Annotated in this window: 24 protein-coding genes; 12 read left to right on the top strand and 12 right to left on the bottom strand. The window is 58.8% G+C overall.

What is annotated here, in order from left to right; all coding sequences use genetic code 11:
• Positions 1-19 precede the first annotated feature (19 nt).
• Together QPM17_RS06560 and QPM17_RS06565 are read right to left on the bottom strand one after the other, a co-directional pair.
• Positions 20-778, bottom strand: coding sequence for an OmpW/AlkL family protein (locus QPM17_RS06560; protein ID WP_285389818.1), 759 nt, complete (start codon positions 776-778; stop codon positions 20-22).
• 159 nt (positions 779-937) lie between these two features.
• On the bottom strand, positions 938-1,426 hold the full coding sequence (locus QPM17_RS06565) for a winged helix-turn-helix transcriptional regulator (protein WP_285389820.1): 489 nt from the start codon (positions 1,424-1,426) through the stop codon (positions 938-940).
• 90 nt (positions 1,427-1,516) lie between these two features.
• Here QPM17_RS06565 and QPM17_RS06570 point away from each other — a divergent pair, with 90 nt between their 5' ends.
• The 5 genes from QPM17_RS06570 to QPM17_RS06590 all read left to right on the top strand — a co-directional run bounded on the left by QPM17_RS06570 (position 1,517) and on the right by QPM17_RS06590 (position 5,472).
• The gene (locus tag QPM17_RS06570; protein WP_285389822.1) at positions 1,517-2,629 is read left to right on the top strand and encodes an NADH:flavin oxidoreductase; all 1,113 of its coding nucleotides are present in this window, start codon (positions 1,517-1,519) and stop codon (positions 2,627-2,629) included.
• Between the two features lie 130 nt (positions 2,630-2,759).
• Positions 2,760-3,071 carry an outer membrane protein assembly factor BamE domain-containing protein gene (gene bamE, locus QPM17_RS06575; protein ID WP_285389824.1) on the top strand — a complete coding sequence of 104 codons (312 nt, stop codon included), beginning with the start codon at positions 2,760-2,762 and terminating at the stop codon, positions 3,069-3,071.
• Between the two features lie 27 nt (positions 3,072-3,098).
• Entirely contained in the window at positions 3,099-3,692 is a 594-nt protein-coding gene (locus QPM17_RS06580) for an exopolysaccharide biosynthesis protein (RefSeq protein ID WP_285389825.1), read from the top strand.
• A gap of 98 nt (positions 3,693-3,790) precedes the next feature.
• A complete protein-coding gene (locus QPM17_RS06585) occupies positions 3,791-4,333 on the top strand; it encodes a hypothetical protein (RefSeq protein ID WP_285389826.1) in 543 nt (180 codons plus the stop codon).
• Positions 4,333-5,472, top strand: coding sequence for a patatin-like phospholipase family protein (locus tag QPM17_RS06590; RefSeq protein ID WP_285389828.1), 1,140 nt, complete (start codon positions 4,333-4,335; stop codon positions 5,470-5,472). Before QPM17_RS06585 ends, QPM17_RS06590 begins: the two co-directional genes overlap by 1 nt.
• Positions 5,473-5,476: 4 nt before the next feature.
• On the opposite strand, the gene pntB is transcribed toward QPM17_RS06590, so the two are convergent.
• Positions 5,477-6,868, bottom strand: coding sequence for a Re/Si-specific NAD(P)(+) transhydrogenase subunit beta (gene pntB / locus QPM17_RS06595; protein WP_285389829.1), 1,392 nt, complete (start codon positions 6,866-6,868; stop codon positions 5,477-5,479).
• Between the two features lie 12 nt (positions 6,869-6,880).
• On the bottom strand, positions 6,881-8,458 hold the full coding sequence (locus QPM17_RS06600) for a Re/Si-specific NAD(P)(+) transhydrogenase subunit alpha (RefSeq protein ID WP_285389830.1): 1,578 nt from the start codon (positions 8,456-8,458) through the stop codon (positions 6,881-6,883).
• Between the two features lie 223 nt (positions 8,459-8,681).
• Between QPM17_RS06600 and QPM17_RS06605 the strand changes: the two genes are divergently transcribed.
• Positions 8,682-10,004 (top strand): hypothetical protein, encoded by a 1,323-nt coding sequence (locus tag QPM17_RS06605; protein WP_285389832.1) that lies wholly within the window; start codon positions 8,682-8,684, stop codon positions 10,002-10,004.
• Positions 10,005-10,060: 56 nt separating this feature from the next.
• Here QPM17_RS06605 and QPM17_RS06610 read toward each other — a convergent pair whose 3' ends face one another.
• Positions 10,061-10,705 carry a TetR family transcriptional regulator gene (locus tag QPM17_RS06610; RefSeq protein WP_285389834.1) on the bottom strand — a complete coding sequence of 215 codons (645 nt, stop codon included), beginning with the start codon at positions 10,703-10,705 and terminating at the stop codon, positions 10,061-10,063.
• A gap of 318 nt (positions 10,706-11,023) precedes the next feature.
• Between QPM17_RS06610 and QPM17_RS06615 the strand changes: the two genes are divergently transcribed.
• Entirely contained in the window at positions 11,024-12,601 is a 1,578-nt protein-coding gene (locus tag QPM17_RS06615) for a flavin-containing monooxygenase (protein WP_285389836.1), read from the top strand.
• 80 nt (positions 12,602-12,681) lie between these two features.
• Here the strand turns inward: QPM17_RS06615 and QPM17_RS06620 are convergent, their stop codons facing one another.
• On the bottom strand, positions 12,682-13,893 hold the full coding sequence (locus QPM17_RS06620; protein ID WP_285389837.1) for a Fic family protein: 1,212 nt from the start codon (positions 13,891-13,893) through the stop codon (positions 12,682-12,684).
• Positions 13,894-14,105: 212 nt separating this feature from the next.
• Between QPM17_RS06620 and QPM17_RS06625 the strand changes: the two genes are divergently transcribed.
• Positions 14,106-15,071: a threonine ammonia-lyase gene (locus QPM17_RS06625; RefSeq protein WP_285389838.1), complete on the top strand. Its 966-nt coding sequence runs from the start codon at positions 14,106-14,108 to the stop codon at positions 15,069-15,071.
• Positions 15,072-15,089: 18 nt separating this feature from the next.
• Here QPM17_RS06625 and QPM17_RS06630 read toward each other — a convergent pair whose 3' ends face one another.
• The 5 genes from QPM17_RS06630 to QPM17_RS06650 form a co-directional block, all read right to left on the bottom strand.
• The gene (locus QPM17_RS06630; protein WP_285389839.1) at positions 15,090-15,863 is read right to left on the bottom strand and encodes an SDR family oxidoreductase; all 774 of its coding nucleotides are present in this window, start codon (positions 15,861-15,863) and stop codon (positions 15,090-15,092) included.
• A gap of 18 nt (positions 15,864-15,881) precedes the next feature.
• Complete coding sequence (locus QPM17_RS06635; protein ID WP_285389840.1) at positions 15,882-17,030, bottom strand: acyl-CoA dehydrogenase family protein; 1,149 nt, start codon at positions 17,028-17,030, stop codon at positions 15,882-15,884.
• Between the two features lie 9 nt (positions 17,031-17,039).
• Positions 17,040-18,227, bottom strand: a complete 1,188-nt coding sequence (locus QPM17_RS06640) for an acyl-CoA dehydrogenase family protein (protein WP_285389842.1) — start codon at positions 18,225-18,227, stop codon at positions 17,040-17,042.
• Between the two features lie 444 nt (positions 18,228-18,671).
• Positions 18,672-19,853 carry an acetyl-CoA C-acyltransferase gene (locus tag QPM17_RS06645; protein ID WP_285389844.1) on the bottom strand — a complete coding sequence of 394 codons (1,182 nt, stop codon included), beginning with the start codon at positions 19,851-19,853 and terminating at the stop codon, positions 18,672-18,674.
• Positions 19,854-19,883: 30 nt separating this feature from the next.
• The gene (locus QPM17_RS06650) at positions 19,884-21,980 is read right to left on the bottom strand and encodes a 3-hydroxyacyl-CoA dehydrogenase NAD-binding domain-containing protein (RefSeq protein ID WP_285389846.1); all 2,097 of its coding nucleotides are present in this window, start codon (positions 21,978-21,980) and stop codon (positions 19,884-19,886) included.
• A gap of 201 nt (positions 21,981-22,181) precedes the next feature.
• Here QPM17_RS06650 and QPM17_RS06655 point away from each other — a divergent pair, with 201 nt between their 5' ends.
• From QPM17_RS06655 to QPM17_RS06665, 3 genes are all read left to right on the top strand, one after another.
• Complete coding sequence (locus tag QPM17_RS06655) at positions 22,182-22,811, top strand: TetR/AcrR family transcriptional regulator (RefSeq protein ID WP_285389848.1); 630 nt, start codon at positions 22,182-22,184, stop codon at positions 22,809-22,811.
• A 277-nt stretch (positions 22,812-23,088) separates the two neighbouring features.
• Positions 23,089-23,772, top strand: a complete 684-nt coding sequence (locus QPM17_RS06660) for a PEP-CTERM sorting domain-containing protein (protein ID WP_285389850.1) — start codon at positions 23,089-23,091, stop codon at positions 23,770-23,772.
• A 186-nt stretch (positions 23,773-23,958) separates the two neighbouring features.
• Positions 23,959-24,771 carry a hypothetical protein gene (locus tag QPM17_RS06665; protein WP_285389851.1) on the top strand — a complete coding sequence of 271 codons (813 nt, stop codon included), beginning with the start codon at positions 23,959-23,961 and terminating at the stop codon, positions 24,769-24,771.
• Here the strand turns inward: QPM17_RS06665 and QPM17_RS06670 are convergent.
• Positions 24,768-25,670, bottom strand: coding sequence for an alpha/beta hydrolase (locus QPM17_RS06670; RefSeq protein WP_285389853.1), 903 nt, complete (start codon positions 25,668-25,670; stop codon positions 24,768-24,770). The genes QPM17_RS06665 and QPM17_RS06670 overlap by 4 nt on opposite strands.
• Before the next feature lie 109 nt (positions 25,671-25,779).
• Here QPM17_RS06670 and QPM17_RS06675 point away from each other — a divergent pair, with 109 nt between their 5' ends.
• Positions 25,780-26,784, top strand: a complete 1,005-nt coding sequence (locus QPM17_RS06675) for a GlxA family transcriptional regulator (RefSeq protein WP_285389855.1) — start codon at positions 25,780-25,782, stop codon at positions 26,782-26,784.
• Positions 26,785-26,790: the final 6 nt, after the last annotated feature.

A 26,790-nucleotide genomic window follows, 5' to 3' on the forward strand; every position in this document is an offset into this window, starting at 1 on the left:
ACTGCCGGGGGCACGGGGATCAGAACTTGTAGGTAAAGCCCACCATGTAAACCATCGGGTCGATTTCGACATCGGTGGTGATCTCGCCCACTGCTGTATCACCGGACAGTGCGGTGATGGTGGCGTCGGTATCCAGGTCTACCCACCAGACGGCTGCGTTCAGGCCGAAATTCCTGCTAAACATGTAATCAACGCCCAGCTCCAGGGCCACGCCAACGCTGTCATCCAGCTCCAGCTCTGAACCATCTACGGTCCCCGCAGGGGTGCCGAAGTTTGCCTGTGCCACGGAATCAATTACGGCATTGAGCGTACCGGTGGTCTTTTCCTCAAAGAAAGTGGTGTAGTTAACACCCACGCCGGCGTATGGCTGAAGCCTGGATGCGCTGTCCATCGGGAAGTACTGAAGGGTTAGCGTCGGTGGCAGGTGCTTGGTTTCGCCCAGTTTGCCAAAGCTACCCAGGCTATCCGCACCGTTGATGTCGTGCTTGAAAGGTGTGGCGCCCAGAATACCAACCCCAATGTGAGGGGTGACCATGTAGGTAGCGGTAATCCCGAACTGGGTATTGGAGTCAACAGCAACGCCCGTGCCGGGCAGCGCCAGATTCTGGCCAGCCAGTGGGCCTTTACCGGCAAATGCCAGGTCACTGCTGGAATCATCCGGAGCCACGTGTGCAGGACCAAGCCGTACCAGGAAATCGCCAGCTTCATAGGCCTGGGCAAAGGGAGCAGCTGCCAGGATGCCGGCAGCGAGGACGCTAAGGGTGAACGTACGGGACATGGTAATCTCCTTGAACCTGAATAATGGATGGCTACAGGTTAATGACTGCGGAGACTGGAAACTTGATATAGCGCAAGTGCGGAGACCCGGGAAGTTCGAGTTCACCGGAGGATTGATTCAACTCAAGAAAATGAAGGAATAGGGTAGTTCTACGGCTTGTCAGCCAGCCTTCTTTTTGCTCTCGGACGCCTTGTGTTCGCTGGCGCTATTGCCTTCCGGCACAAACACATCGCGAACGGTAAGGGGGTGGCCATCGGCGTCCTGAACTTCCACCTGGCGAATGGTGCGGCCGGTTTCACGGTCTCTCAGGTCCAGTGGTGTCTGGTCCGGTGCCGGGTTCCATTTGTCACCCCACTGGCGCAGGGCAATCACGATAGGGAAAAGGTCGCGGCCTTTTTCAGTCAGGCGATACTCGAAGCGTGAGCCATGCTCGCCCACATCCACCTTTTTCAGAACTTCGTTGTCCACCAGGCGCGCCAGACGGTCGCAGAGAATATTGCGGGCAATGCCCAGTTCCTGCTGGAAATCCACAAAGCGGCGGGTGCCATACATGGCGTGTAGCACCACCAGCAACGACCACCAGTCCCCGACTTCATTCAGGGCGCGGGCGACGGAGCAACTGGAATCATCAAAACGTTTTCTGGCCATGCTTGGCAGTGTACCTAATAGGGTTGCATTTTAAAACCAGATTCAATAAGGTTGCTTAAAGAAACCAGATTAGTGAGGTTGCGATCTATCATGAACATGAATCTTGGCCCTCTGTTCGAGCCCTTTGAAATTCATAACCTGACCCTGCGCAACCGCGTGGCCATGGCGCCCATGACTCGCAATTTCTCGCCGGGCAATGCGCCAAACCAGGATGTCGTGGATTATTATCGCCGCCGTGCCGAAGGTGGTGTTGGTCTGCTGATCACTGAAGGCACCACCGTGAATCATCCGGGCGCCAATGGTTATCCGAATGTGCCTTTTTTCCATGGTGATAAAGCGCTTTCCGGGTGGAAAGATGTGGTGGATGCCGTTCATGAAGCGGGTGGTGCTATCTTTCCCCAGTTGTGGCATGTGGGCGCGGTACGCAAGGAAGGCACGGAACCGGATCCCAATGTGCCCGGCTACAGTCCGTCGGGTCTGTTTGCCCCCGGTAAACCCAATGGCAAGGCAATGAGCAGGGAAGATATCGAGGATGTGATCAACGCCTTTGCCGACGCAGCTCAGGATGCAAAAGCGCTGGGTTTTGATGGTGTCGAGATCCACGGCGCCCACGGTTATCTGCTGGACCAGTTCCTGTGGGAAGGCACCAACCAGCGTGATGATGAGTACGGCGGCAGCATGGAAAATCGCTTGCGCTTCGTGGTGGAAATCATCGAAGCCGTGCGCTATCGCGTGGGCCCGGATTTCCCCATCATGCTGCGTTTCTCCCAGTGGAAGCAGCAGGATTACGAGGCGAAGCTTGTGAATTCGCCGGAGGAGCTTGAGCAGTTCCTGAAGCCGCTGGTGGAAGCTGGTGTTGATATCTTCCACGCCTCCACGCGCCGTTTCTGGGAGCCGGAATTTGAAGGCTCCAGCCTCAACCTGGCGGGCTGGACCCAGAAACTGTCTGGCAAACCGACCATGTCTGTGGGCAGCGTTGGCCTGACGGAAGACTTCATCAGCGGCACCTTTGCCAGCAAGAAGGAATCCGTGGAGCAGTCCGGCATCGACGAGCTGGTGGAGCGCATGAACAACAATGAGTTCGAGCTCATCGCCGTGGGCAGGGCCCTGCTGCAGGACCCGGAATGGCTGGTGAAGGTGAAGGAAGGCCGTATTGGCGAGGTAGCACCGTTTGCCAGGAAGTCGCTGGCGAAGCTTTACTGAGTGCTGATGCGTTGACGACGAGCCCCGGTTTGAACACCGGGGCTTTTTTGTGTGTGTCCCTGCTGTAATTTAACCTTCCACCAAAACCCGTATGATTGATGGTCTGACCAACACACAGAAGGGATACATTATGAGGTCTGTTACATCTTTCGCCGCCATGGTTCTGCTGGCCATGTCGTTAACCATTGCAGGTTGTGCCACCGTTGGCCGGGACTTCGCCACCCATAATGTGGATCAGATCGAAATCGGGGAAACGACCCGCGCCGAGATTCAGGAGATGTTCGGTGAGCCCTGGCGTACCGGTATTGAGGATGGCAAGCGCACCTGGACTTACGGTAAGTACCGCTGGTCTGCGTTTGGCGAGGCCGAAACCACGGACCTGGTGGTGCGATTCAATCAGGATGGAACCGTATCCTCCTATGTGTACAACACCACCGAATAAAAGTCGGATGATCCGGGAGCAGTGGCTATGGACAATCGCCGTGAACCGGCGGATATAGAAGAGCTGCTGGACCGGATTGAAGCCGGTTCCGCCGACCAGTCTCATGTTTCCATTGGGGAAATGATGGACTCGGTGGGGCGCAGAACCTTCGGCCCGGTGGTACTGATGGTGGGGCTTATTCTTGTGACACCCCTCAGCGGTGTGCCGGGCATGCCGACCCTGATGGGGCTGCTCACGCTGCTGACGCTGGGGCAGGTTCTGATCGGGCGGAAACATTTCTGGTTGCCGGGCTGGCTGGTTCAGCGCCAGGTGCCGCGTAAGAAGCTTGTGCAGGGTCTGGACATGCTGCGGCCCACCGCCCGTCGGATTGACCGCTTGATTCGCCCGCGATTGACCCCGCTGGTCAAGGGTTTCGGGCTCTATGTGATGGCGCTGGCGTGTATGGTCATTGCCGTGGTCATGCCGGCAACCGAGATTATACCGTTCAGTGCCAGTATTGCTGGCCTGGCCCTGGTGACCTTTGGCCTGGCGATGATTTCCAGAGATGGCGTTATTGCGCTGTTCGCCTGGGCAATAGCGTTGATAGGCCCGGTGATGCTGGTTCAGAAATTCGGCGGTTGACCGGGTGTGAATACGAGATTACGTAAAACCGGAGGTTTTGAACTAGATTGAGATAACAATAACGCCGTTCTGATTGGCGACGAAAGAGGAGAAGCACCATGATACGGTTATTCTATCTGGTATCTTCAATTGACAGTGCCAAGGAAATTTCTGACGATCTTCACGAACATGGCGTCACCGACTGGCGGTTTCACATTGTCAGTAAAGATGAAGCCGGCCTGTACACTCATAAGCTGCATTCGGCCTCCATTCTGGACCGCACGGATCTCCCCAGGTACGTAGAGCGCGGCGCCATTGCCGGTTTGGTACTGGCGCTGGCCTTTATTGTTCCCATGGCGCTGCTGGAAATACTGCAAATGCCCGCAGCCGCATGGATTGCCCTGTTCATCTTTGTCGTGGTTGCCGGCGCCTGGGTTGGCGGTTTTGGTGGCATTCAGGGCGAAAACTACCGCATTGAGCCGTTCCATCAGGATATCGAGGCGGGGAAGTACCTGATCATGGTAGATGCGCCCAAGCAGCACATCCCCAAGGTCAAGGAGCTTATGACGAAGAACCACCCAGAGGCCAGGTTGCAGGGCCAGGACACCAGTTTCAACAATCCGTTTGCCAGCAGGCGGCGGCGAAAGATTAAGCAGGCCTGATGGCAGCAAAGAACGGTGTGATTCTCACCGGGGGAGGCGCGCGAGCGGCCTACCAGGTGGGTGTACTTCGTGCCATCGCTGATATGTATCCGGACTGGAGCCATCCGTTCAATGTCATTGTCGGTACGTCTTCCGGTGCGATTAACGCCATGGCTGTGGCCGGTAACCGCGGGCTGTTTCGACATAACATCGACCACCTGGAGAAAGTGTGGTCGGAACTGACCATGGACCGGGTGTTCCGGGCCGATACATTCAGCCTGATGCGCGGTTTCAGCAACATCGCCCGCAAGATGATCAGCCGGCCAATCGAGAGTGGGCCGGTCTCTTTTCTGGATAACTCACCGTTGCGGGAGTTGCTGGAGCAGGAGATTGACCTTCAGAGCATCCGTAACACGATTCGGGAAGGCCATATTGATGCGGTGGGCCTGAATGCGTGCGGTTACGCTACCGGCCAGAATGTCTGCTTCTTTGAGGGGGCCGAGGGCCTGAAGGGCTGGTCGGTGGGCCAGCGCAGTGGCACTCGCACGGAGTTGGAAGTGGACCACATCATGGCGTCTGCGGCGATTCCCACGCTGTTCAGGCCGGTAAAAATCAACCGCGAGTATTTTGGTGACGGCGTTACCCGGCAGATGGCCCATATCAGCCCGGCGTTAAGGCTGGGCGCACGCAAGGTGTTGGTCATTGGCGTCAGCGCTAATGCCATGTGCCCGCCAACGCGCCCGAACAGGCCCGGAATGCCAACACTGACCCAGGTGATGGCTCACGTTTTCAATGGTATGTTCCTGGACACGCTCGATTACGACATTGACCGCTCGCGGCTGATCAATCAGTTGCTGGAGCTGGTGCCGGAGAAAAAGCTGAAGGCATCCGGTCTTGACCTGAGTCCGGTGGATATCCTGGAAATATCCCCCTCCGAACCAATCAATGACCTGGCCATGAAATACATTGATGGCATGCCGCTGGTGTTGCGACGGCTAACCGGCGCAGCCGACTCGGCGCCGTCCTCCAGCGCCAACCTGGCCAGCTTTCTGCTGTTCGACAAACGTTTCTGCCGTGATCTGATCAAGCTGGGCTACCGGGATGGCCAGAGCCATTCCCGGCAGATTGAGCGGTTCTTTGCAAAAGAATCTGAGACCTGAGCGCTCAGCCCCGCAGACCGCCAACCAGTTTGTCGATGCTCTCCTTGGCGTCGCCAAACAGCATACGGGTGTTGTCCTTGAAGAACAGCGGGTTTTCCACGCCGGAATAACCCGTGGCCATGCCCCGCTTGAGGACAACCACCTGTCGGGCTTTCCACACTTCAAGGACTGGCATGCCGGCAATGGGGCTGCCGGGGTCTTCGGCAGCAGCCGGGTTCACCGTGTCGTTGGCGCCAATCACCAGAACCACGTCGGTTTCCGGGAAATCGGCGTTGATTTCGTCCATTTCCAGAACGATGTCGTAAGGTACGTGGGCTTCCGCAAGCAGCACGTTCATGTGTCCGGGCAGGCGACCGGCCACCGGGTGGATGCCGAAACGCACGTTCACGCCCCGCTCCCTGAGTATTTTCGTCATCTCGCTGACGCCATTCTGGGCCTGGGCCACCGCCATGCCGTAACCAGGCACAATGATCACCGAATCGGCGTTGCGCAGTTCCTCGCACACATCATCGGCACTGGATTCGTAGACGGTCTGATCAGAGTCCGCGGCGCTTGAGCTGCTGGTGGTCTGGCCGAAGCCGCCAAGAATGACGCTGATGAAAGAGCGATTCATGGCCTTGCACATGATGTAGCTGAGGATGGCACCGCTGCTGCCCACCAGGGCACCAACGACAATCAGCAGGTCATTGCCCAGCATGAAACCGATAGAGGCGGCCGCCCACCCGGAGTAGCTGTTGAGCATGGAAACCACCACCGGCATATCGGCACCGCCAATGGCCATGATCAGGTGAATGCCGAGCACCGAGGCGATGACCGTCATGATCACCAGGGCGATGATTCCCAGCGCCATACTCTCAGTGCCCAGGAACCAGGCTCCCAGCAGGACACAGGCAATAACCGCTACCAGGTTCATCAGGTGTCTGCCGGGCAGGGTGAGAGCCTTGCTGTCGATACGGCCATCCAGTTTTCCGCAGGCCACCAGCGACCCGGTGAAGGTCACCGCACCGATAAAGATGCCCACAAAGACTTCCACCAGCTTGATGGTATGTTCGGCGCCTGTGGTTGCTATCAACGGCTCGATATAGCCGGAAAAGCCAACCAGCACCGCCGCCAGACCCACGAAACTGTGAAGCAGCGCCACCAGTTGCGGCATCTGGGTCATTTCCACCTTGTTGGCGATGGGGATGCCGATGCCGGCGCCGAGAAGCACCGCAATCACAATGGCAGTGACGCCACCGTCCACGCTGGCCAGGGTTGCCCCTACCGCGATGATGATACCGGCAACGCCGTAGAGGTTGCCGCGCCGTGCGGATTCCTGGTGGCTGAGGCCACCCAGGCTGAGAATAAAGCAGATACTTGCGACCACGTAGGCCACGCTCACCAGTCCTGTACTCATATCGGGCGCCTCCTACTTGCGGAACATTTTGAGCATGCGATGGGTGACCCGGAAGCCGCCCCCTACGTTGATGCTGGCAATCAGCACCGCGACAAAGGCCATGATTCCGACGGCAATATTCTCCGCCTGGGCCAGGTGCAGAATGGCACCGATCACAATGATGCCGCTGATGGCATTGGTTACGCTCATCAGGGGGGTGTGCAGGGATGGCGTCACGTTCCATATCACCTGCCAGCCGATAAAGCAGGCCAGCACAAACACCGTAAAGTGTTGCAGGAAACTTTCCGGCGCATGGGCACCAACGCCGTAGAGCGCCAGGGCTGTAACAACCAGCAGGACACTTTTACCGATCAGGCTGCGGCGGTCCGCATGCTTTTTGGCGGCTGCTTTGTCGGCGGCCGATGGTTCCTCGGTTCCCGGTGGTGGTGCGGTGCTGACTGGCGCCTCCGGCTGGGGTGGCGGCCATGTAATCTCGTCTTCCTTAACAACGGTCAGACCACGGATGACATCGTCTTCCATGTTGACCTGTGGCTGGCCATCCTTCTCCGGAGTCAGTTCGGTGAGCAGGTGCACCAGGTTGGTGGCGTAGAGATCGCTGGCCACCTTGGCCATACGGCTTGGCAGGTCGGTGTAGCCAATCAGTGTTACGCCATGATGATGGGCCACTTTTCCCGGTTCGGTCAGTTCGCAGTTGCCGCCACGTTCCGAGGCCAGGTCGACAATGACGCTGCCAGGCTTCATGGACTTCACCATGTCGGCGGTAATAAGCTTCGGGGCCGGTTTTCCGGGAATCAGGGCGGTGGTGATGATGATGTCCACCTCTTCCGCCTGCTCCGCAAACAGCGCCATTTCCGCCTTGATGAACTCATCGCTCATCTGCTTGGCGTAGCCGCCGCCACCGCTGCCTTCCTCGTCACCGAAATCCAGTTCCAGGAATTCAGCGCCCATGCTTTCAACCTGCTCCTTCACTTCCAGGCGGGTATCAAACGCCCGAACGATGGCGCCCATGCTGTTGGCGGCACCAATGGCGGCAAGGCCGGCCACTCCGGCGCCAATTACCATGACCTTGGCTGGCGGTACCTTGCCAGCCGCCGTCACCTGCCCGGTAAAGAAACGGCCGAAATTATTGGCCGCCTCTATCACCGCCCGGTAGCCGGCGATATTGGCCATGGCGCTGAGCGCGTCCATCTTCTGGGCACGGCTGATGCGGGGCAGGCTGTCGATGGCGAACGACGTAATCTTCTTCGCTGCCAGCTTCTCCAACAGCTCGGGGTTCTGGGCCGGCCAGATATAACTGACCAGAAAGGCCCCGTCCTTCATCAGATCCACTTCGTGTTTGCCGAGGGCAGGATTCTCCATGGGGGCACGAACTTTCAGGATAAAGTCCGCTTCCCGCCACAGCGAGGTGGTATCGGCCGCTATTGACGCGCCCACTTTCTCGTAGGCCGCATCCGAGTAATTCGCAGCCTCGCCGGCGCCGCCCTCAACGACCACCTCGTAGCCGAGGCCAATGAGTTTGTGAACGGACGGCGGCGTTGCTGCCACCCGCCGCTCATCCTTGAAGATTTCCCTGGGGATTCCGATTTTCATTGTTGGTTTGTCCTCCGGATTGCCCGATGAAGCCGTTGTCTGGATACCTACATACTAGTGCAGGTTGCAGGATCTGCCCGAACATAGCGGGAATTGAGCCCGGCTGAAGCCAGGTTGCCGAGGTTAGCAAAGAGGGAGCCGGGAGAAACCCCGGGTGACGCGGCATTATGATCTATACTCTGAAAAGTGGAGTAACCCCTGATGCTGTGTGAGGAGCGACGGAATGCCTTCGAACCTAGCCTGGTATCTGCTGCGAAGCGCCGGCTTTCTTCTGGCTGGCCTTTTATTTTTCGGGAGTGCTGCCGCCCAGGATTCTGAACGACGGGAGCTTGTGCCTGCGGAGCCGGTTCTCCGCATTGACCCGGAAGCGCTATCGCGGATCCGCCTCCCGGAACTTTCCGTTCAGGTGCCGCAGGATTTAAGACCCTCCGTTCGTGAAACAATGGAAATTACCGACCTCCGGGGGCGTGTGCTGCAAGAGTCCATCTCACCGGGTTCGGAAAACATCAATCTGAATGTTCAGAATGCAGAAGCGTTTATCGCCCGTCCCCGGGGACTGGTCACGCTGGATCTGACTGCGCGCCGCACTGCCTTGCCCGGCGGGCTTATTCAACCTGACAGAAGTGAATCGGCGAGAGAGGGAGACACCATCTGGTTCAGGCCAACCGCCAGCGCCAGTCCAATTCCTGCGATCTGGGACCCGGTTCAGGAGCGTTACCGCACCCACCTGCTGCTCGGTCTGCAGACCTCCGACCCGGATAACAGCATGCAACCGAAGCAACCTGTTGTTCTGAGGCTCGCCTTCAGGGGAATGGATGCTGAACCGGTAGGGCCGGTAAAGCTGGAGAAGGCCGGAGTTGAGCATGACCACCGGATCCTGCTCAATTTCCGTCCCACGACAGACCGCCCCGTGGTGGAGTTGCGCACGGATCTTGGCCGTTATGACCTCAACCTGGACGTTGTGCCCAGACTGGTGCTAAGGCCTGACGCAGACAGTATGGATGGCCTTGGGCTGGGAACCCTGGATGTTGTGGTGGTAAGGCATGGTCGTGGCGGGGATGAATCGCCAGTGTCAGCGCCAACGGAGGTGTTTGTTGAGACCTCCGGCGCGAGGAAGATGACCGATCGGGTTATTATTCCGGCCGGGCAGGCCAACGCCCGTTTTCAGATCCGATCCTCGGGCCTGGGTACCGCAGAGGTTCGTGCTTCGGTTGGCGGCCTGGAGGGTAGCACCAGTATCCAGCAGAACTTCCCCTATTTGCCGGTGACATCAGCAGTGCTGGGAGGTGCGATTGGTGGCTTCTGCCGGCGTTTCCAGCGTAAGGCTCCCCGCTCATCCGATCTGATGCGAATACTGGAAGGTGTTCTGGTGGCAATCGTGGGCTACGCCGTCAGTGTGGTGGGTATCATGCAACTGGGTGTCCCGCCGGCTTTGGCTGCGACTGAGGCGGGCGCCTTTATCACCGGGGTGATTGCCGGTTTCGTTGGTGTGGCGGTGATTGAAGCCCTGACCAGAAGAATGGGTTCGGAACCCGAGCCACGGTGATACCCTGTAAGGCCATCGAAACGGCCATTCTGGCCACACTTTGCTCTGACACCAGTTCACCGGGGGTCAACGGCGCTTGTCCGGCCGATCTCTTCCAGCTCAGACTGGGACAGGTGTTCCAGCAGGGCGCCCCGGAACTGCCGGTTGATGAAGCGTTCCGTTTCCTGCTGGATGGTTTCCCGCTGCCCCGGTTTCTCGATGTAATCCATGGCCCGGAACAGGATGTAGCGGATGGTCATACGTGAAATCTCGTGAATCGTCTCCGGCGCCACGGCACTGACCAACTGCCGCTCAATAATATCCTCCGCCATCTCCCTGGCACTGGCGTCCAGCTGGGCTTCAAGGGCTCTTCGCAACAACGGCGAAGGCCCGTGGAGCTCCCTTACCGCCACGGTAGTCGCCGCCGGATTGGCCAGAAAGTAGTGGTACACAAACGTAACGGTATCGCGGGACGCCTGCTCCGACGACTCCGCCATCTGCCGCAATTCCCGCACCCCTGACTTCATGTCTTCAGCGATATACCCCAGCACCTGCAACCCGAACTCGTCCAGGTTTTTGAAGTGACGGTAAAAAGTATTCGGGTTCAGCCCGGCCTCACGGGCAAGCTCCCGTAATCCCAACGACGTCAGGCTACGGCTCTGGGTAATCAACCTGAGCGCAGCCTGAATCAACTTAAGTTTTCCACCCGTCAAAACACTCATGAAGTATCACCCAAGTTAGAAAGGGGTAGTTGGGAGGGCTTTTCCGAAACTGTGCGGAGCCATGGATGGCGGAGCTCAAGCGCCACAGGGATGTGCTTGAGCGTGTTTCGGAAAAGCCCTCCCAATTGCCCCAAACTCCAAAACATAAGGACAAACAGGACAGCCACTTACCAAACCGGGCCAAAAAACCATTTCAGGTCGAGCCAAAGTATACAGCTGTCTACTTCGTTGTGTATACATGTGTATACCGCCAGACATCATGGCGAAACATACAACAACAGGCAAGGCCACAGGGCCAGCGAACAACGAGGTAGCAGCATGAGCAAGACAGCAAAAATCGCCATAATCGGCACCGGATTCTCCGGCCTGGGCATGGGCATCAAACTCAAAGAAGCCGGATACGACAACTTCGTCATCCTGGAACAGAGCGACGACGTCGGCGGCACCTGGCACGAAAACCACTACCCCGGCTGCGCCTGTGACGTCCAGTCTGCCCTCTACTCCTTCTCGTTCGAACAGAACCCCAACTGGACCCGCATGTTCGCCCAGCAGAAAGAAATCCAGGCCTACCTGCGATCCTGCGCTGAAAAATACGACCTGATGAAACACGTACGCCTGAACACCCATGTGGCCGGCGCCCGATTCGACGAAAAGACCCAAAGCTGGACCGTAGAAACCTGCGACAGCCCCGAACTCTGGGCCTACATGCAGAAGAAAGGCCTGAACCCCGGCGACAGACTGGACCGTAAGGACAAAGACCTGCCCGAATTCAGCGCCTTCAAAGCGGATGTCGTTGTTTCCGGCATGGGCGGCCTCAGTACACCTGCCTACCCCAGCATCAAGGGCCTCGACACCTTCACCGGCAAAAGCTTCCACTCCCAGGACTGGGACCACGATTACGACTTCAAAGGCAAGCGCGTTGCCGTCATCGGCACCGGCGCCTCAGCCATCCAGTTCGTCCCGGAAGTGGCCAAAGACGCTGCTCACCTGGATCTCTACCAGCGCACTCCACCGTGGATCGTGCCCAAACCGGACCGCGAGATCCGCCCGCTGGAACGGATGATGTTCCAGAAGTTCCCGCAGACCCTGAATGCCTTCCGCCAGAGCATCTACTGGATGCTGGAAGCCCGTGTGCTGGGTTTTGTAGGTAACCCGCGGATTCTGAAAATCGGTGAGCTGCAGGCCCGCCGCCACATCCGCAACCAGATCAAGGACAAGGAACTGCGCAGGAAAGTCACCCCGGATTTCCACTTCGGCTGCAAGCGGGTGCTGATTTCCAACAACTATTACCCGGCGCTGGCCCAGGGCAACGTCGACGTGCTGACCGACGGCATCCGCGAGGTGCGCGGCAATGTGATCGTGGATAACAACGGCAACGAGCGGGAAGTGGACTGCATCATCTACGGCACCGGCTTCAAGGCCCAGGACCCGATCCCCGCCGGCATGGTGCGCGGCCGTAACGGCCAGGATCTGCTGGACGCCTGGAAAAACGGTGCCGAAGCCTACAAAGGCAGCACCATTCACGGTTTCCCCAACTTCTTCATGCTGATGGGCCCCAACACCGGCCTGGGCCACAGCTCCATGGTCTATATGATCGAAAGCCAGATCCAGTACGTGCTGGACGCCCTGAAGAAAATGCAGAAGCACGGCTGGAAGAGCGTGGAAGTGAAGGAAGACGCCCTGAGCAAATACAACGCCTCGATTCACGCCAAACTCGGCGACTCGGTCTGGCAGACTGGCTGCAAGAGCTGGTATGTCAACGAAAACGGCAAGAACACCACCCTGTGGCCGGGCTTCACCTGGCAGTTCCGGCAGCAGACCCGGCGGTTTGATGCGGGGCAGTATGTGTGTGAGCCGGAGGCTGTTGAAGTGGGCGAAGTTACACCGGCACTGTAGAGGCCTCGGCCGGTACGGTACCCAATATGGGCATGAGTTTACCCATATTGGGTACTTGGCAAAGCCAGACGCCTTTGCCTCTACAGTCCCGGCGCCAACTGCGGAAAATACCAGGGTTCTGCATGTTCAGGAATTTCCCATTTCAGTGGAGACCGGTTACTGGTTTCACTCAGCAGTCCGTCCTGTTTCATCTGGTTCAACAGCCTGCGTGCACTGCGTTCCTGCATCCCCGTCAATGCAATGGCCTGCTTACGATCCAGCGATCCCTGGATAAAGGCATTGAACAGCACCAGGCTGGCTGTTGGTTTCAGTTCGGCATCGACACCCGGAACCCGCTTATCGTTGCGAGCCACCACGTAACGGTCAATCCTCTCCCGGAGTTTGTCGAGCGCGAGAAGACCTGACATATAGTTTGCCTGGTCGAGGGCGGTATCAAGGACAAACTCGCAGAATTCCATCAATCCTCGCTGGCTGAGATAACCTCTGCCATCACTGCTCCCTTGCCGGGGATAATCCGCCCGGGCCAGAGCCGCTTTATAGGTGTCTGCCGATCGCGCCAGACCACGGCTGAGGCACCAGACGCCGTAACTCTCAAGCCCGGCGGCTTTCAGTGCAGCATCCGTCCACAATCGGATAACGCGCCCATTGCCGTCAAGGAATGGATGAATCCAGAGAAAGCGGTGGTGGGCGGCCGCAATAGCAATCAGTTTGTGGTCACCGCTGTATTTTCTGGGGTGATATTCATCGCAGAACCGTGGCATCAGCTCGGGAAGGGCCTGATATGCCGGCGGTACGTGCCTGCCAACCTCGACGTCACGCTGGCGCCATTGTCCCGGTTCAACCAATTCCAGGAGATTGCCTTTTTGATCACGAACTTCCCTGAGTGAGTCTGGCACCTGGGCGTAAAAGCGCCGGTGAAGCTCCAGCATAAACTCTGGTGAATAGATCTCATCCAGTTCCGGGGCGTTTGCATACAGCCACTTCTGAACCTCGATATGGGCAAGTGACTCCCTTTGCAGATCACGTTTTACAGGGTCATCGCTGTAATGTCCTTTTTGGGCCTGGCGAATCTCATGCGGTTGCGTGCGGTTACCCTCGATCAGGTTCGAGTAGTAGGAATTAATAACTGCCATGTGCAGCCGAAGGGTTTCTGCACTTTGCGGGGACAGTCGCCCGGCCAGTTTTGCGGAAATCCGGTTTAGCTCCATGGCTTTGTCAGGCAGGGCTGATCTTCTGAGCGCCTGCTCGCCGGGTACGAAGGGTGCGAGGTCCATAATTGATATTTTGGTCATGGAAATTCCAAGAAATTGGCCGGTTTAATGTCCACGTATTGCACCAAGCAAAGTTATGATATTTATGGAATTAAAAAAGAAAAATCGCAATATAAATGAGATCTGTGTCCGGTTTGTTGTCCAGGTTCATGTTCAGAATAGTTTACCGATCACTTGATCGCCAGCTTTCTCTGAATCATGGTTTGAACAAGGGAGCAACAGGAGCATGCGCAATGACCAAACCTACCCTTCCTGACAGATCCCGGATTCTGGAAGCGGAGCAGCGTATTCGACCACACCTGGGCGAAACGCCGCTTCTGAATGTGCCTGACCTGGATGCTGCCATCGGCCAGCCGCTGGCACTAAAGTGCGAGAGCCTTCAGCGCACCGGCAGCTTCAAGGCCCGTGGCGCCCTGAACTGGCTGCTGACTGCCGGTGAAGACGAACTCAGGGCCGGACTGGTGACGGTGTCTGCTGGAAATCACGCCATCGCCCTGGCCTGGGCGGCGGCCATGCAGGATGTGCCGCTCACGGTGGTCATGCCCGAAGGCTCCAGCCCATTGAAGATCCGTCGCACCCGGGCGCTGGGTGCCGAGGTGATTGTCCAGGGCACTATCCAGCAGGCGGTGGCCCTGTGCCACCAATTGCGTGATGAGAAGGGGCTGACCCTGGTCCACCCCTATAACGATGTCCGCATCATGGCCGGGCAGGGCACCGTCGGGCTGGAATTGCTGCGCCAGAGACCGGGTGTGGAGCGGGTGCTGTGCCCCATTGGCGGCGGTGGACTGATTTCCGGGCTGGGTCTCGCTATCAAGGCTCAAAGGCCGGAGGTGGAGCTGATTGGCGTGGAGCCGGAAGGGGCGGCCACCATGTTCAATGCCTGGCAAAAGCAGGATGCCAGTGCCAGCCTCGATTCGGTGAATACCTGGGCCGCCAGCCTGGCACCGGCAGTCGTCGGGGACTGCACCTATGCCGCTTCCCGCCAGGTGGTGGACCGTATCGTGACGGTTTCCGAGGACAGTATACGGAAGGCCACACGGAGGCTGCTGACTGAGGCACGGCTCTACGTTGAACCCGGCGCCAGTGTTGGCCTGGCGGCCTTGCTGGAAAACCAGGTTCCGCCTGCTCCGGACAGGGCCACGGCTCTGATCATAACCGGTGGCAACCTGGATCCGGAACAGGTCAGTCAGTGCCTTTAGCAGGCGAAGTGGGCTCGCTTAGCTGACCAGCGTGCCGCCATCCACGGCCAGGCACTGCCCGGTGATATGTCGCCCGGCCTCGGAGGCCAGCAGTACGGCGGCGCCCTTGAGATCTTCCTCGCCACCAAAGCGATTCAGCGGAATGCGCTCGAGCATTTTGTCCCCCTGGGCGTCCAGAAGCCCCTGGGACATCTTCGACGGGAAGAAGCCCGGGCACAGGGCGTTCACATTGATGTTGTAGTGGCCCCATTCGGACGCCAGCGCGCGGGTGAAGTTCACCATGGCGCCCTTGCTGGTGTTGTAGGCGATGGTCTTCATGCCTTCCGGGTTGCCGGACAGGCCCGCGATGGAGGCGATGTTGATCACCTTGCCGGTGTTGCGGGGAATCATGCAGCGCTTGCCCACGGTCTGGGTGAGGAAGAACGCCGCATTCACGTTCAGGTTCATCACCTTCATCCAGCCTTCCGCCGGGTAGTCTTCCGCTGGCGCACCCCAGGTGGCACCGGCGTTGTTAACCAGGATGTCGATATCGCCAAACTGGCTGATCACCTGATCCACCACGGCGGGAATGCCTTCAAGATCGGACAGGTCCGCAGCAATGGTCACCACCTCAATGCCCTGGGCTTCGAGGTGTGTTTTGGCGTCGTCCAGCTCATGCTGCTTGCGGGCGCTGATGGCAATTCTGGCACCCAGCTCGCCCAGGGCTTCGGCCATCTGCAGGCCCAGGCCACGGGAACCGCCGGTGATGAAAGCGACCTTGCCGGTCAGGTCCAGTAGTTGTTTTACGCTCATGGTGTTCTCCTTGGGGGTTCAGGCAGTCTTTGCCAGCAGGCCGTCGCTGACCTGCGCCAGGTGATGATCGGCATCACCGAACAGCAGGTTGATCAGGGTCAGGCGCTTGAACAGGTGAGCGGCGAACATCTCGTCGGTCACACCCATACCGCCATGCAGCTGTACGCCTTGCTGGCCCACATAACGCGCGCCCTGGCCGACCAGTGTCTTGGCCATGGAGATGGCTTCCCGGCGGCTGGCGCGGTCGTTGGAGTCGGCTTCGCTGGCCGCCAGGATGGCCATGGTTTTCGTCTGTTCGGTCTGGATAAACATGTCTGCCATGCGATGCTGCAGTACCTGGAATTTTCCGATGGGCACCCCGAACTGCTTGCGGGTCTTGATGTACTCAAGGGTAGCAGCGTTCATGGCTTCCATGGCGCCAACCGCTTCCGCGCACAGCGCGGCAATGCCCAGATCCACGGCTTTTTCGATGGCCGGGAATGCCTCATCAATGATGCCAATCAGGTTGTCGGCGCCGACGGTGACGTTGCTGAAGCTGATCTCGGCGGTACGGTGGCCATCGTGGGTAGCGAAGTCGTCGACTTTGACGCCTTTGGCGCTGCTATCCACCAGGAACAGGGATAGTCCTGATTCATCATTCACGCCACCACTGGTGCGCGCGGATACGATCAGCTGATTCGCCTGGCCGCCATGGAGCACAGCGGTTTTCTGGCCGCTGATCTGGAAATGATCGCCATCCTTGCGGGCGGTGGTCTGCACATGGCTCAGGTTGTAGCGGGCGCCCGGCTCGTAGTGAGCGAGGGCCAGAAGCCTTTCGCCACTGGTAATACCGGGAAGGATGTCCGCTTTCTGGGCATCGTTCCCGGCATCACGGATCAGCCCGCCCGCCAGCACGACTGTGGCCAGATAGGGTTCCACCACCAGGCCGCGGCCAAAGTTTTCCATCACCACCATGGTGTCGATGGCGTTACCGCCCAGCCCGTCATAGTCTTCCGGGAAGGTGAAGCCAAGCAGTCCCATCTCGGCGAAGTTCGACCAGGTGGCCCGGTCGATGCCGGTTCCGGAGCTGATAATTTCCCCGCGCTTTTCGAAGCCGTATTCGTTGGTCACGAAGCGGCGCAGAGAATCGTTCAGCATTTGCTGTTCTTCGCTCAGATCAAAATTCATAGCGCCTCCTTAAAGACCGAGCACGAGTTGGGAAATGATATTGCGCTGGATCTCGTTGGACCCACCGAAGATCGACAGCTTGCGCATATTGAAGTAATCGCCGGCAGAGGGCGTGGCCTCCATTGAGCCCGCCCGAGGACCGTTGTAGTCAAGCTCCAGCGCCTCCGGAATATGGGCAATGGCATCCTGGCCGCCTGCTTCCATCAGCATTTCAAACAGCTGCTGGCCGATCTCGGTACCGCGGATCTTCAGAATCGACGCCTGCGGGCCCGGGCCGCGCTTGTCGGTCAGTACCCGCAACACCGTCAGCTCAAGAGCACGCAGCTCAGCATCCAGCTGCGCCAGCCGGTCACGGAACCGGGTGTTCTCGATCAACGGCCGCTGGCCATCCTGCTCCTGGCGCGCCACTTCCTTGAGCCGCTTCATCATGGCTTTCCACTGCCCCACATTCGCCAGCCCGGTACGCTCGTGACCCAGCAGGAACTTGGCGTAGGTCCAGCCCTGGTTCTCCTCACCAATCAGATTCTCGGCCGGCACCTTCACGTTGTCGAAGTAGACCTCGTTTATCTCATGCTCACCGTCCAGCATGATGATGGGCCGAACCTCGATGCCGGGAGTGTTCATATCAATCAGCAGGAACGAAATACCCTGCTGTGGCTTGCCTTCATTGCTGGTGCGCACCAGGCAGAATATCCAGTCAGCGTGCTGGCCCAGGGTGGTCCAGGTTTTCTGGCCGTTGACAATGTAGTGGTCGCCTTCGCGCTTGGCGGATGTGCGCAGTGAGGCCAGGTCGGAACCGGCGCCGGGCTCGGAGTAACCCTGGCACCACCAGTCTTCGCCACTGAGAATGCCTGGCAGGAAGCGTTGCTTCTGCTCGTCATTGCCAAAGGTCATGATCACGGGGGCGACCATGCGCAGCCCGAAATCCAGCTGGCGGGGCGCACCGGCAAGGGCACGCTCTTCCTCGAAGATGATCTGCTGAATCGGGTCCCAGCCGGTTCCGCCATATTCTTTCGGCCAGGTGGATGCACCCCAGCCCTTATCAAACAGAATTTTCTGCCAGCGTTCGGTCATCGCCTTGTCCGGGCGCAGGCGTTTCTGCACACGTTCGCGGATGTCATCCGGCAGGTTGTCTTCAAGAAACTGGCGAACTTCAGTGCGGAACGCCTCTTGTTCGGGGGTGTAATTCAGGTCCATGTTTCACCTCTATGTCTGGTGGCTGAGGTTGACGGTTTTGACTTCTGAGTTGCCTGTTGGTTTTTAATGCCGGGCCTGCGGGCCTTGGTGGTTGTGCCGGGCGGGGAGACCCTTTCAAAACACGCTCCTTCGGCCCATCCCTGGGGCGCTTGGGCTCCGCCATCCATGGCTCCGCACAGTTTTGAAAGGGTCTCCCCGCCCGGCACTTCGAGTCTGTGCGTGCCTGCCGTTGTGAATTGCAAGAAGCGGTCGCGGCCCACTATTCAAAAGTTGCACCTGTTGGCCATCACACAAAGCTCTGGGCGGCTGTTGGGTAGGGGTGTCCAAAACCGTGCGGAGCCATGGATGGCGGAGCTCGAGCGTCACATGGACGTGCCGAAGGAGCGAGTTTTGGACACCCCTACCCAACAGCCGCTTCCACCCAAGCAATAGGCAAACAGAGCTTCAGGCGACTTCAAACAATCCCGCAGCACCCATGCCAGTACCGACACACATGGTAACGACGACGTACTTAACACCACGGCGCTTGCCCTCGATCAGGGCGTGGCCGACCAGGCGGGAACCGGTGGTGCCGTAGGGGTGGCCGACGGCAATGGCGCCGCCGTTGACGTTCAGGCGGTCCATCGGGATGCCGAGTTTGCGCTGGCAGTAGAGCACCTGAACGGCGAAGGCTTCGTTGAGTTCCCACAGGCCGATGTCGTCAACCGTCAGGCCGGCGCGCTTGAGCAGCTTGGGAACCGCGAAGACCGGGCCGATGCCCATTTCGTCTGGCTCACAACCGGCCACGGCGAAGCCGCGGAAGATGCCCAGTGGCGTGGCGCCGCGCTGTTCGGCGATTTTGCTGTCCATCAGCACGCATGCAGAAGCACCGTCGGAGAACTGGCTGGCGTTGCCGGCGGTGACTACGCCGCCTTCCTTCGCGGAGCGGATCTTGCTGACGCCTTCCAGGTTGGTGTCGGGGCGGATGCCCTCGTCCTGGCTGACGGTGACTTCCTGGCTGCTGAGCTGGCCTGTGGCCTTGTCGGCGACGCCCATGGTGGTGGTGATGGGCACGATTTCGTCGTCGAACTTGCCGTCTTCACGGGCCTTGGCGGCCAGGTTCTGGCTGCGGACGCCGTACTCGTCCATGTCTTCTTTCTTGATGCCGTAGCGCTTGGCCACGGTTTCTGCGGTGTCCAGCATGGACCAGTACAGCTCCGGCTTGTTCTTGGCCAGCCAGGGCTCCATGAGGTAGTTCTGGTTGAGGTTGGCCTGGACGGTGGAGATGGATTCCACGCCGCCGGCAACCATCACCGGCACCCGGTCCACGGCAATGTGGTGGGCCGCCATGGCAATGGCCTGCAGGCCGGATGAGCAGAAGCGGTTGATGGTGGCGCCGGCCACGGACACCGGCAGGCCGGCGCGGATGGCGCCCATACGGGCGACGTCGTTACCGGTGGAGCCTTCCGGCAGGGCGCAGCCCATCAGTACGTCTTCGATTTCGTTGGGGTCGACTTTGGAGCGCTCGACCGCGTGCTGGATGGCGTGGCCCGCCAAAGTAGCACCGTGGGTCATGTTCAGGCCGCCGCGCCAGGATTTGGCCAGGGGCGTGCGGGCAGTGGATACGATGACAACATCATTGGACATAATAATTCTCCGAATAAATTCGTGGACCGGTTATTTAGCGTCGAAACCCTTGCCTTCCTCAGCGCGCCTGGCCAGCAGCGCTGCCGGCTCCCAGAAACCTGGCTGGGTGTGACGGTCTTCGGTGAAGGCCTGCATGGCGCGAACCACGTTGGGCAGCCCGACTTCTTCGGCGTAATGCATGGGGCCGCCGCGGAACACGGGGAAGCCGTAACCGGTCAGATACACCATGTCGATGTCGGAGGCGCGCTGGGCGATGCCTTCGTCCAGGATCTGCGCGCCTTCGTTGACCAGGGCGTAGACACAGCGCTCGACGATTTCCTGGTTGCTGATCTTGCGTGGGGTGATGCCCAGCTCGGCGCGAACCTCGTCCACCACCTTGTCCACTTCCGGGTCGTGCAGGGCGTTGCGGTTGCCCGGCTCATAGCGGTAGAAGCCGGCGCCGGTCTTCTGGCCGTAGCGGCCCATTTCACACAGGCGGTCGGCCACAACCATCTTCACCATGTCCGGGTTCTCTTCATACTGGCGCTTGCGGATGGCCCAGCCGATGTCGCCGCCGGCCAGGTCCGCCATGCGCAGCGGGCCCATGGCAAAGCCGAATTTCTCGATGGCCTTGTCGATCTGTTGCACGCTGGCGCCTTCTTCCAGCATCAGCAGGGCTTCACGCTGGTACTGGTTGATCATGCGGTTGCCGATAAAGCCGTCGCACACGCCGGAAACCACGGCGGTCTTCTTGATGGTCTTGGCCAGCTTCATGGCGGTGGCCAGTACGTCTTTGGCCGTCTTTTCTCCACGGACCACTTCCAGCAGCTTCATGATGTTGGCCGGGCTGAAGAAGTGCAGGCCGATGACGTCTTCCGGGCGTTTGGTGAAGCTGGCGATCCTGTTGAGATCCAGGGTGGAGGTGTTGGAGGCCAGGATGGCGCCTTGCTTGCACACATCGTCCAGCTTCTCGAATACGGACTGCTTCACACCCATTTCCTCGAACACGGCTTCGATCACAAGGTCCGCATTGCTCAGGTCGTCATAGCTCAGTGACGGCGTGAGCAGTGCCATTTTGGCCTTGGCGTCGTCTTCGCTCATGCGGCCTTTCTTCACGCGGCCTTCGAAGACTTTGCGGATGGCCTCAACACCACGGTCCAGGCCTTCCTGCTTCATTTCCACCAGGGTCACGGGAATGCCGGCGTTGAGGAAGTTGATGCTGATGCCGGTACCCATGGTGCCGCCGCCGATCACGCCCACGGACTTGATGTCACGAACCGGGGTGTCGGAGGGCACATCGGCAATCTTGCTGGTCAGGCGTTCGGAGAAGAAAGCATGGCGCAGGGCACGGGATTCCGGTGTCTGCATAAGATTCACAAAGGCTTCACGCTCGATCTTCATGCCTTGCTCGAAGGGCTTGGTCACCGCCGCTTCGACTGCGTCCACGCACTTCAGCGGGGCCGGGTAGTTCTTGGCCATGGCGCCCACGGTGTTACGGGTGAACATGAAGAAGCCTTCCGGATTGGGATGCTTCGCTTTCAGGTCACGCACTTTCTTCAGTGGCAGGTTTTCATTGGCAACCTTGGTGGCGTAGGCAATGGCGGCGTCCAGAAGCTCGCCGTCCACAATCTCATCGAACAGTGCGCTGCCCTTGAACTGTTTGGCCGGCACGGCACTGCCGGACACAATCATGTTGAGGGCGTGTTCGGCGCCAATCACCCGGGGCAGGCGCTGGGTGCCACCGGCGCCGGGCAGCAGGCCCAGCTTTACTTCCGGCAGGGCGATCTGGGCGTCGGGTTTGGCGATACGGTAATTACACCCCAGGGCCAGCTCCAGCCCGCCGCCCATGCAGGCACCGCTGATCGCTGCAATGACCGGTTTGCGGCTGGTCTCGACGTAATGGATCACCGTGTTCAGGTTGGGTTCGGCGGTGGCTTTTCCGGTTCCGAATTCACTGATGTCGGCACCACCGGAGAAAGCGCGGTCGGAGCCAATCAGGACAACGGCCTTGACTGCATCATCCGCTTCCGCCTGGCGGATGCCATTCACAATGCCCTGGCGCAGGGCCAGGCCCAGACCGTTAACCGGTGGATTGTCGAGTCGGATAACGGCAATGGCGCCGTTTAAATCGTAATGGGCGGTACTCATTGGGCAGCTCCCCTGATACTGGAATCGGGTTGATCGTCGGCATGAAGACTCGCGTTGAAATCTCCATACACTGGTGTATTGTTGGTCCATACACTAATGTATGTTCTGGGCAGGGTCAACGGTTTCAAATTCGTGGGCCCTGTTCATGTAGAATGCATCCGCAGGTTCCCCAAACCGCCAGCAGCAGGATCTGACCACCGAATGACTGACGCCCGACAGACAAAACGACGCAAGACGCCAGAAAAAGCGCAACTGACCCGTGACGACTGGCTGGACGCCGCCGCCGGGGAAGTGGCCGCTGGCGGTTTCAGCCACTTGCGGGTGCTGACGCTGGCGAAAAAACTCGGCGTTACCCGGGGCAGTTTCTACTGGCACTTCAAGGACCACGAGGACCTGGTGGTCAGCTTTCTTGACCGCTGGCGGGACCGGCGCCTTCACGAACTGCAGTACTGGAAGCCCAAAGGCGGGGATGTGGAGACCGAACTGCGGCAGATCCTGGAGCTGCTGCTCACCGATGCTTCCCGCAACATCCGCCGTCTGCAGGTTGAGCTGGCGGTGCGGGATTTCGCCCGCAGGAACGACTATGCGGCAGAGTTGGTGACAGAAGTGGACGAAGCCAGGATCAATCAGAACTGTGAGCTGTATGAACGCCTGAGCAGTGACCCCCAGCGCATACGGGATCTCTCGCTGTTGATGTACGTGGCAACGATCGGCTCCCAGGTCGTGCTTACGGGCAAGAAGGGTGACGCCGAAACCATCCGCCGGGTCGAGGACCTGATGGCGCGTGTGGCTCTGGGACAGCGTGATGACGATCATGCTGGCCGGCAATAGCGGGTGTCGGGTCATTTTACGCCCGCGAATGCCCTGGCAACGGAAGCGGCCGAAACCTCCCACTGATTTATACGCCCGAATCAGCCATTTATTCTGTGTACTTCATACATGTATATATTTTATGGGTGTCTAAGTATTTAACTTATTGTTTTATAATATTTTTAATTAGATCTTCTCAGGCCTGTCATGAGCGTATTGGCATTCTGGTTGCGTCTTTAGCGGTAGGACTTCGGGGTTGGCCCGAAGTCAGACTGATAATGACTCCAAGGAGGTCAGTATGTTGGTCAAGAAGCTGATAGCAGGTTCCGTTTTTGCGATCGCTGCCGGCAATGTTGCTGCTGTCCCGAGCGACCTTGCGGATCTGAACAATGACGCTGGTACGACGCTGTTTCCAGACGTTCCCGAGGACACCTACTTTGACACCCGCGCAGGTTACGTGAGTCTGACGGACACGTCCGGTGTTGAGGATGATACCAACGCCACTTTGCTGGCCGAATCTGCTGCCCTTGAAAGCGGCAATTCGTTCGGTATATTCAATCCGACCAGCGGTGAAAAGCTTGAGGTGTTCTCTGGCTCTGATTCTGCAATTGCTGGCGAAACCGTATCCTTTAATACCACCACAGGGATTGCCACCCACGATGGAACCGGAGCGAGCGCCGATATTGGCGTTACTTTCGGTTTTTTCATTGATAATGGCCTGGGCAACGTATGGTATTCCGATCCGGCAATGAACGGCGGAGATGACTTTGCCGGTCTTTACGATACGACTGGCACCTCTGGCGAGGGCCTGTTCGGCTCGGACATCCTGGTGGCTTTTGAAGATACCGAGACAGGTGATCGCGATTATAACGATGTGGTCGTAGGCCTTACTGACGTTGCAGCGGTGCCCGAGCCCGGCACCCTGGCTCTGATGGGTATGGGTATTCTTGGGCTTGGCGTAAGCCGTTTGCGCAAATCCTGAACCCTGTAACCACCTTCCGAGCCGCGGGTCCTGTCCCGCGGCTCTTATCCCCTCTACCGGGCCATTGCGCCCGACTGTGATAATCTGGGTGCTGAGTGGGCGATTCTATGCCTGATTGCTACGCCTGATTGTTTTATCTGGAGCAGGAAGATCACCATGATGGTTTGGGTTGGGCTGGGGCAGCGGATGCAATTTAGACAATTTGTTGTCGGGTTGTTGATGCTGACCCTTCCAGCACTGTCAGCCTGGGCGTCCGACGAGCAATGTCTGTCGGCCGCGGGTTCAGAGCTTGAGCGCCTCTATTGTGAAGTGATGGCCGGCGGCGGTGGCGTCGGGCTGCCATCCCAGCCGGATTTCAACCGCAATGATCCCCGGGTTCAGGCGCTTTTACTCAAGCGCCCGGCGCAACGCCTGGGGCTGACGTTACCGAAACCGGTGCAGGAGCAGGAACCGCAGCCTGACGAAGAGCCAAGAGCCAGGCAGGGAGCAGATACCCGCACCGGGACTGAGCCAACCCGCGAACTGGCAAACTGCCAGTTGAACGGCGACCGGATACGGTGCCCCCGGGGCGACTATCGGCTGGCAGATAACCGTCAGCGATCGGCTCTGACAAGGGACGCACTGGGTCCGGACAACCGGCTTGATATTGAACCGTTTAGTGGCAACCGCAACGGTCAGGAGGCTGTGCGCCGTTATCTGTCCCAGGCCTACGACCAGTATATTGCCAAAATGCTGGGCATCGGGTTAGGGGCAAACACCATGAGTTTCACCGCCTTCCACAACGCTTTTCATACCATGGAAGACGCCGGTGTCGATTTTGCCCGCCGCATGGAGCAGACTTTCTCGATGCTCAAGCAGGACAGAAAAACCCTGGGAGTGAAGGCCCGCTACCACGATAGACTGCCAGAAGACCTGTCCCTGTGTACGGTGATCAGTCGCGATATCGTTGTTTGTGACAACGTAGGCACCAACTGGGTCTACGTCAGCCCATCCCGTTAGGGCCCCGGCCGGCCCAGGTCCTGCAGCACGGTGTCCAGAACCATGGGGCTCGACAGCAATCGGTGATGACCGAGGCCACGGGTACGCAACACTTTGGCGGTTTCCCAGTTGTTGTAAACCCGTTCACTCTCATCAGGTGAGATGGAGGTGTCGTCATGATCGATCACAATCAGGCCTCGTTGGGTCAGAGAGCGTGAGAGTGCCTCCAGATCCAGTTGCTCCCAGACGGATGGGCCGAACCGTTCCTCCATCAGTTGCAGATGAACCGCCAGAACATCCGGGCTCAGCCCCAGTTGCCGACCCAGGTTGTCCATCACAGCACTCAGGCTAACCGGGGGCGCCAGCATCACCAGGTAGTTGGTCCGAAGCCCATCCGCTATGGCCCGGGCGACCGCAATGCAGCCTATGGAGTGAGCCAGGATTCCGTGAGCACCGCCTGCACTGGACGCCACTTTTGCGGCGACTTCCGCCATCTCAAACAGGTCGGTGCTGTCGCCCTGGGCACGTCCGTGGGCCGGGGCATCGAACAGCACCACACGATAGCCCGCCTCCACCAGGGGATTTACCCAGGCGCCAAACTGGATGCCGGCTCCGGCCCAGCCATGGACGCCGAGAATGGCCGGCCCCTGGCCCCAGGAGTAAACCGGGATGGTGCGGGCGCCATGCTGGAGCTGGGTATAGCTGTCGGCGCTGTCCAGCAGGTATTCATAGCGTATCGGCATGGGTAGGCGGGATGGCCTGAATGCCATGCGATTGACCAGCCGGCCGGCTTTCTGTGGTGACACCCTGCTATACAGCTGCAGTGCCAGCCGGGTGGCTGAAAACCCGCCACTGCGCGGTGCCACGCGGGCGACGGGCTGTTGAAAGCTTACGGATTGAGTGTTCAGTTGTGAGGTCATGGTGAAAGTCCTTCTTCCTGCATTGGTGGATGACAGTTTCAGGTTAGGGCTTGCGGGCGAGAAGCAGGAGTGTCATATTTGACATATAAAATGCGAAAAGGGCCACGCCATGTTTAACGTTGCGATTGTTGCTTTACCCAACTGTCACGCCTCCGGTGTGCACGGCGTGATGGATTTCTTTACCGTGGCCAATTACTGTGGCCGCGCCCCTGTTGGCCATAGCGAGCCATTGTTCAACTGTCAGGTGGTCACGGTGGATGATGAACCTGTGCGTGGTTATAGCGGTGCCGTGGTTACACCAACCACTCGAAGGGCCGGGTTCCGGCCTGACCTTATAGTGGTGGGTTCCTCCGTTGAAGCGGCGGTTAGTGCTGACCGTCTTGAACGGACTCTGGCCCCGTCAAAGGCGCTGCACGGGTGGCTGCGGGAATCACTGGAGCGGGGAGCGGTGCTTGCCAGTGTCTGTACTGGCAGTTTTGTGCTGGCGGAGGCGGGATTGCTGGATGACCAGGTGGCCACCACCCACTGGCGGGCCGCACCACTGTTCCGTAGCCGTTACCCGCATTTGCGGCTGGAAGAGGATCGACTGCTGGTGGATAACGGCCAGATTATCTGTGCCGGCGGCGCCACCGCGTTTGTGGATATGTGCATTTACCTGGTGGAGCGTTTTGCTTCGCCCTCGGTTGCCCTGGCTTGCAGCAAGATGCTGGTATTGGACGGCCGCCGTCTGGAACAGACACCCTACATGGCGTTCTACAGTCAGAAGGCCCACCAGGACGATGCCATCCGCAAGGCCCAGACCTGGCTTGAGCAGCATTATGCCGATCCGCTGACCATCGATGAGGTGGCTGCGGTAGCCGGCCTTGGTACCCGCACCTTCAAGCGCCGGTTCAAGGAAGCCACCGGCGAAACCCCCATTGGTTACCTGCAGCATCTGCGGATCGAAGCAGCCAAACACCTGTTGGAATCCAGCCGTGAACAGACTGCGCGTATTATCTGGAGCGTCGGTTACGAAGACGCCAGTTCGTTCCGGAGGCTGTTCAAACGCACGGTAGGTTGTACCATGGAGCAGTATCGCAAGCGTTTCAGTTATGTATCCCCGCATGCAGCATAGACCTTG

The sequence above is a fragment of the Marinobacter azerbaijanicus genome (assembly GCF_030250645.1).
Lineage (GTDB): Bacteria > Pseudomonadota > Gammaproteobacteria > Pseudomonadales > Oleiphilaceae > Marinobacter > Marinobacter azerbaijanicus.

What these genes read in the sequence shown, in the direction of transcription:
- QPM17_RS06560 (WP_285389818.1), bottom strand. Translation starts at nt 778, where the DNA reads ATGTCCCGTACGTTCACCCTTAGCGTCCTCGCTGCCGGCATCCTGGCA.
- QPM17_RS06565 (WP_285389820.1), bottom strand. Translation starts at nt 1,426, where the DNA reads ATGGCCAGAAAACGTTTTGATGATTCCAGTTGCTCCGTCGCCCGCGCC.
- QPM17_RS06570 (WP_285389822.1), top strand. Translation starts at nt 1,517, where the DNA reads ATGAACATGAATCTTGGCCCTCTGTTCGAGCCCTTTGAAATTCATAAC.
- bamE (WP_285389824.1), top strand. Translation starts at nt 2,760, where the DNA reads ATGAGGTCTGTTACATCTTTCGCCGCCATGGTTCTGCTGGCCATGTCG.
- QPM17_RS06580 (WP_285389825.1), top strand. Translation starts at nt 3,099, where the DNA reads ATGGACAATCGCCGTGAACCGGCGGATATAGAAGAGCTGCTGGACCGG.
- QPM17_RS06585 (WP_285389826.1), top strand. Translation starts at nt 3,791, where the DNA reads ATGATACGGTTATTCTATCTGGTATCTTCAATTGACAGTGCCAAGGAA.
- QPM17_RS06590 (WP_285389828.1), top strand. Translation starts at nt 4,333, where the DNA reads ATGGCAGCAAAGAACGGTGTGATTCTCACCGGGGGAGGCGCGCGAGCG.
- pntB (WP_285389829.1), bottom strand. Translation starts at nt 6,868, where the DNA reads ATGAGTACAGGACTGGTGAGCGTGGCCTACGTGGTCGCAAGTATCTGC.
- QPM17_RS06600 (WP_285389830.1), bottom strand. Translation starts at nt 8,458, where the DNA reads ATGAAAATCGGAATCCCCAGGGAAATCTTCAAGGATGAGCGGCGGGTG.
- QPM17_RS06605 (WP_285389832.1), top strand. Translation starts at nt 8,682, where the DNA reads ATGCCTTCGAACCTAGCCTGGTATCTGCTGCGAAGCGCCGGCTTTCTT.
- QPM17_RS06610 (WP_285389834.1), bottom strand. Translation starts at nt 10,705, where the DNA reads ATGAGTGTTTTGACGGGTGGAAAACTTAAGTTGATTCAGGCTGCGCTC.
- QPM17_RS06615 (WP_285389836.1), top strand. Translation starts at nt 11,024, where the DNA reads ATGAGCAAGACAGCAAAAATCGCCATAATCGGCACCGGATTCTCCGGC.
- QPM17_RS06620 (WP_285389837.1), bottom strand. Translation starts at nt 13,893, where the DNA reads ATGACCAAAATATCAATTATGGACCTCGCACCCTTCGTACCCGGCGAG.
- QPM17_RS06625 (WP_285389838.1), top strand. Translation starts at nt 14,106, where the DNA reads ATGACCAAACCTACCCTTCCTGACAGATCCCGGATTCTGGAAGCGGAG.
- QPM17_RS06630 (WP_285389839.1), bottom strand. Translation starts at nt 15,863, where the DNA reads ATGAGCGTAAAACAACTACTGGACCTGACCGGCAAGGTCGCTTTCATC.
- QPM17_RS06635 (WP_285389840.1), bottom strand. Translation starts at nt 17,030, where the DNA reads ATGAATTTTGATCTGAGCGAAGAACAGCAAATGCTGAACGATTCTCTG.
- QPM17_RS06640 (WP_285389842.1), bottom strand. Translation starts at nt 18,227, where the DNA reads ATGGACCTGAATTACACCCCCGAACAAGAGGCGTTCCGCACTGAAGTT.
- QPM17_RS06645 (WP_285389844.1), bottom strand. Translation starts at nt 19,853, where the DNA reads ATGTCCAATGATGTTGTCATCGTATCCACTGCCCGCACGCCCCTGGCC.
- QPM17_RS06650 (WP_285389846.1), bottom strand. Translation starts at nt 21,980, where the DNA reads ATGAGTACCGCCCATTACGATTTAAACGGCGCCATTGCCGTTATCCGA.
- QPM17_RS06655 (WP_285389848.1), top strand. Translation starts at nt 22,182, where the DNA reads ATGACTGACGCCCGACAGACAAAACGACGCAAGACGCCAGAAAAAGCG.
- QPM17_RS06660 (WP_285389850.1), top strand. Translation starts at nt 23,089, where the DNA reads ATGTTGGTCAAGAAGCTGATAGCAGGTTCCGTTTTTGCGATCGCTGCC.
- QPM17_RS06665 (WP_285389851.1), top strand. Translation starts at nt 23,959, where the DNA reads ATGCAATTTAGACAATTTGTTGTCGGGTTGTTGATGCTGACCCTTCCA.
- QPM17_RS06670 (WP_285389853.1), bottom strand. Translation starts at nt 25,670, where the DNA reads ATGACCTCACAACTGAACACTCAATCCGTAAGCTTTCAACAGCCCGTC.
- QPM17_RS06675 (WP_285389855.1), top strand. Translation starts at nt 25,780, where the DNA reads ATGTTTAACGTTGCGATTGTTGCTTTACCCAACTGTCACGCCTCCGGT.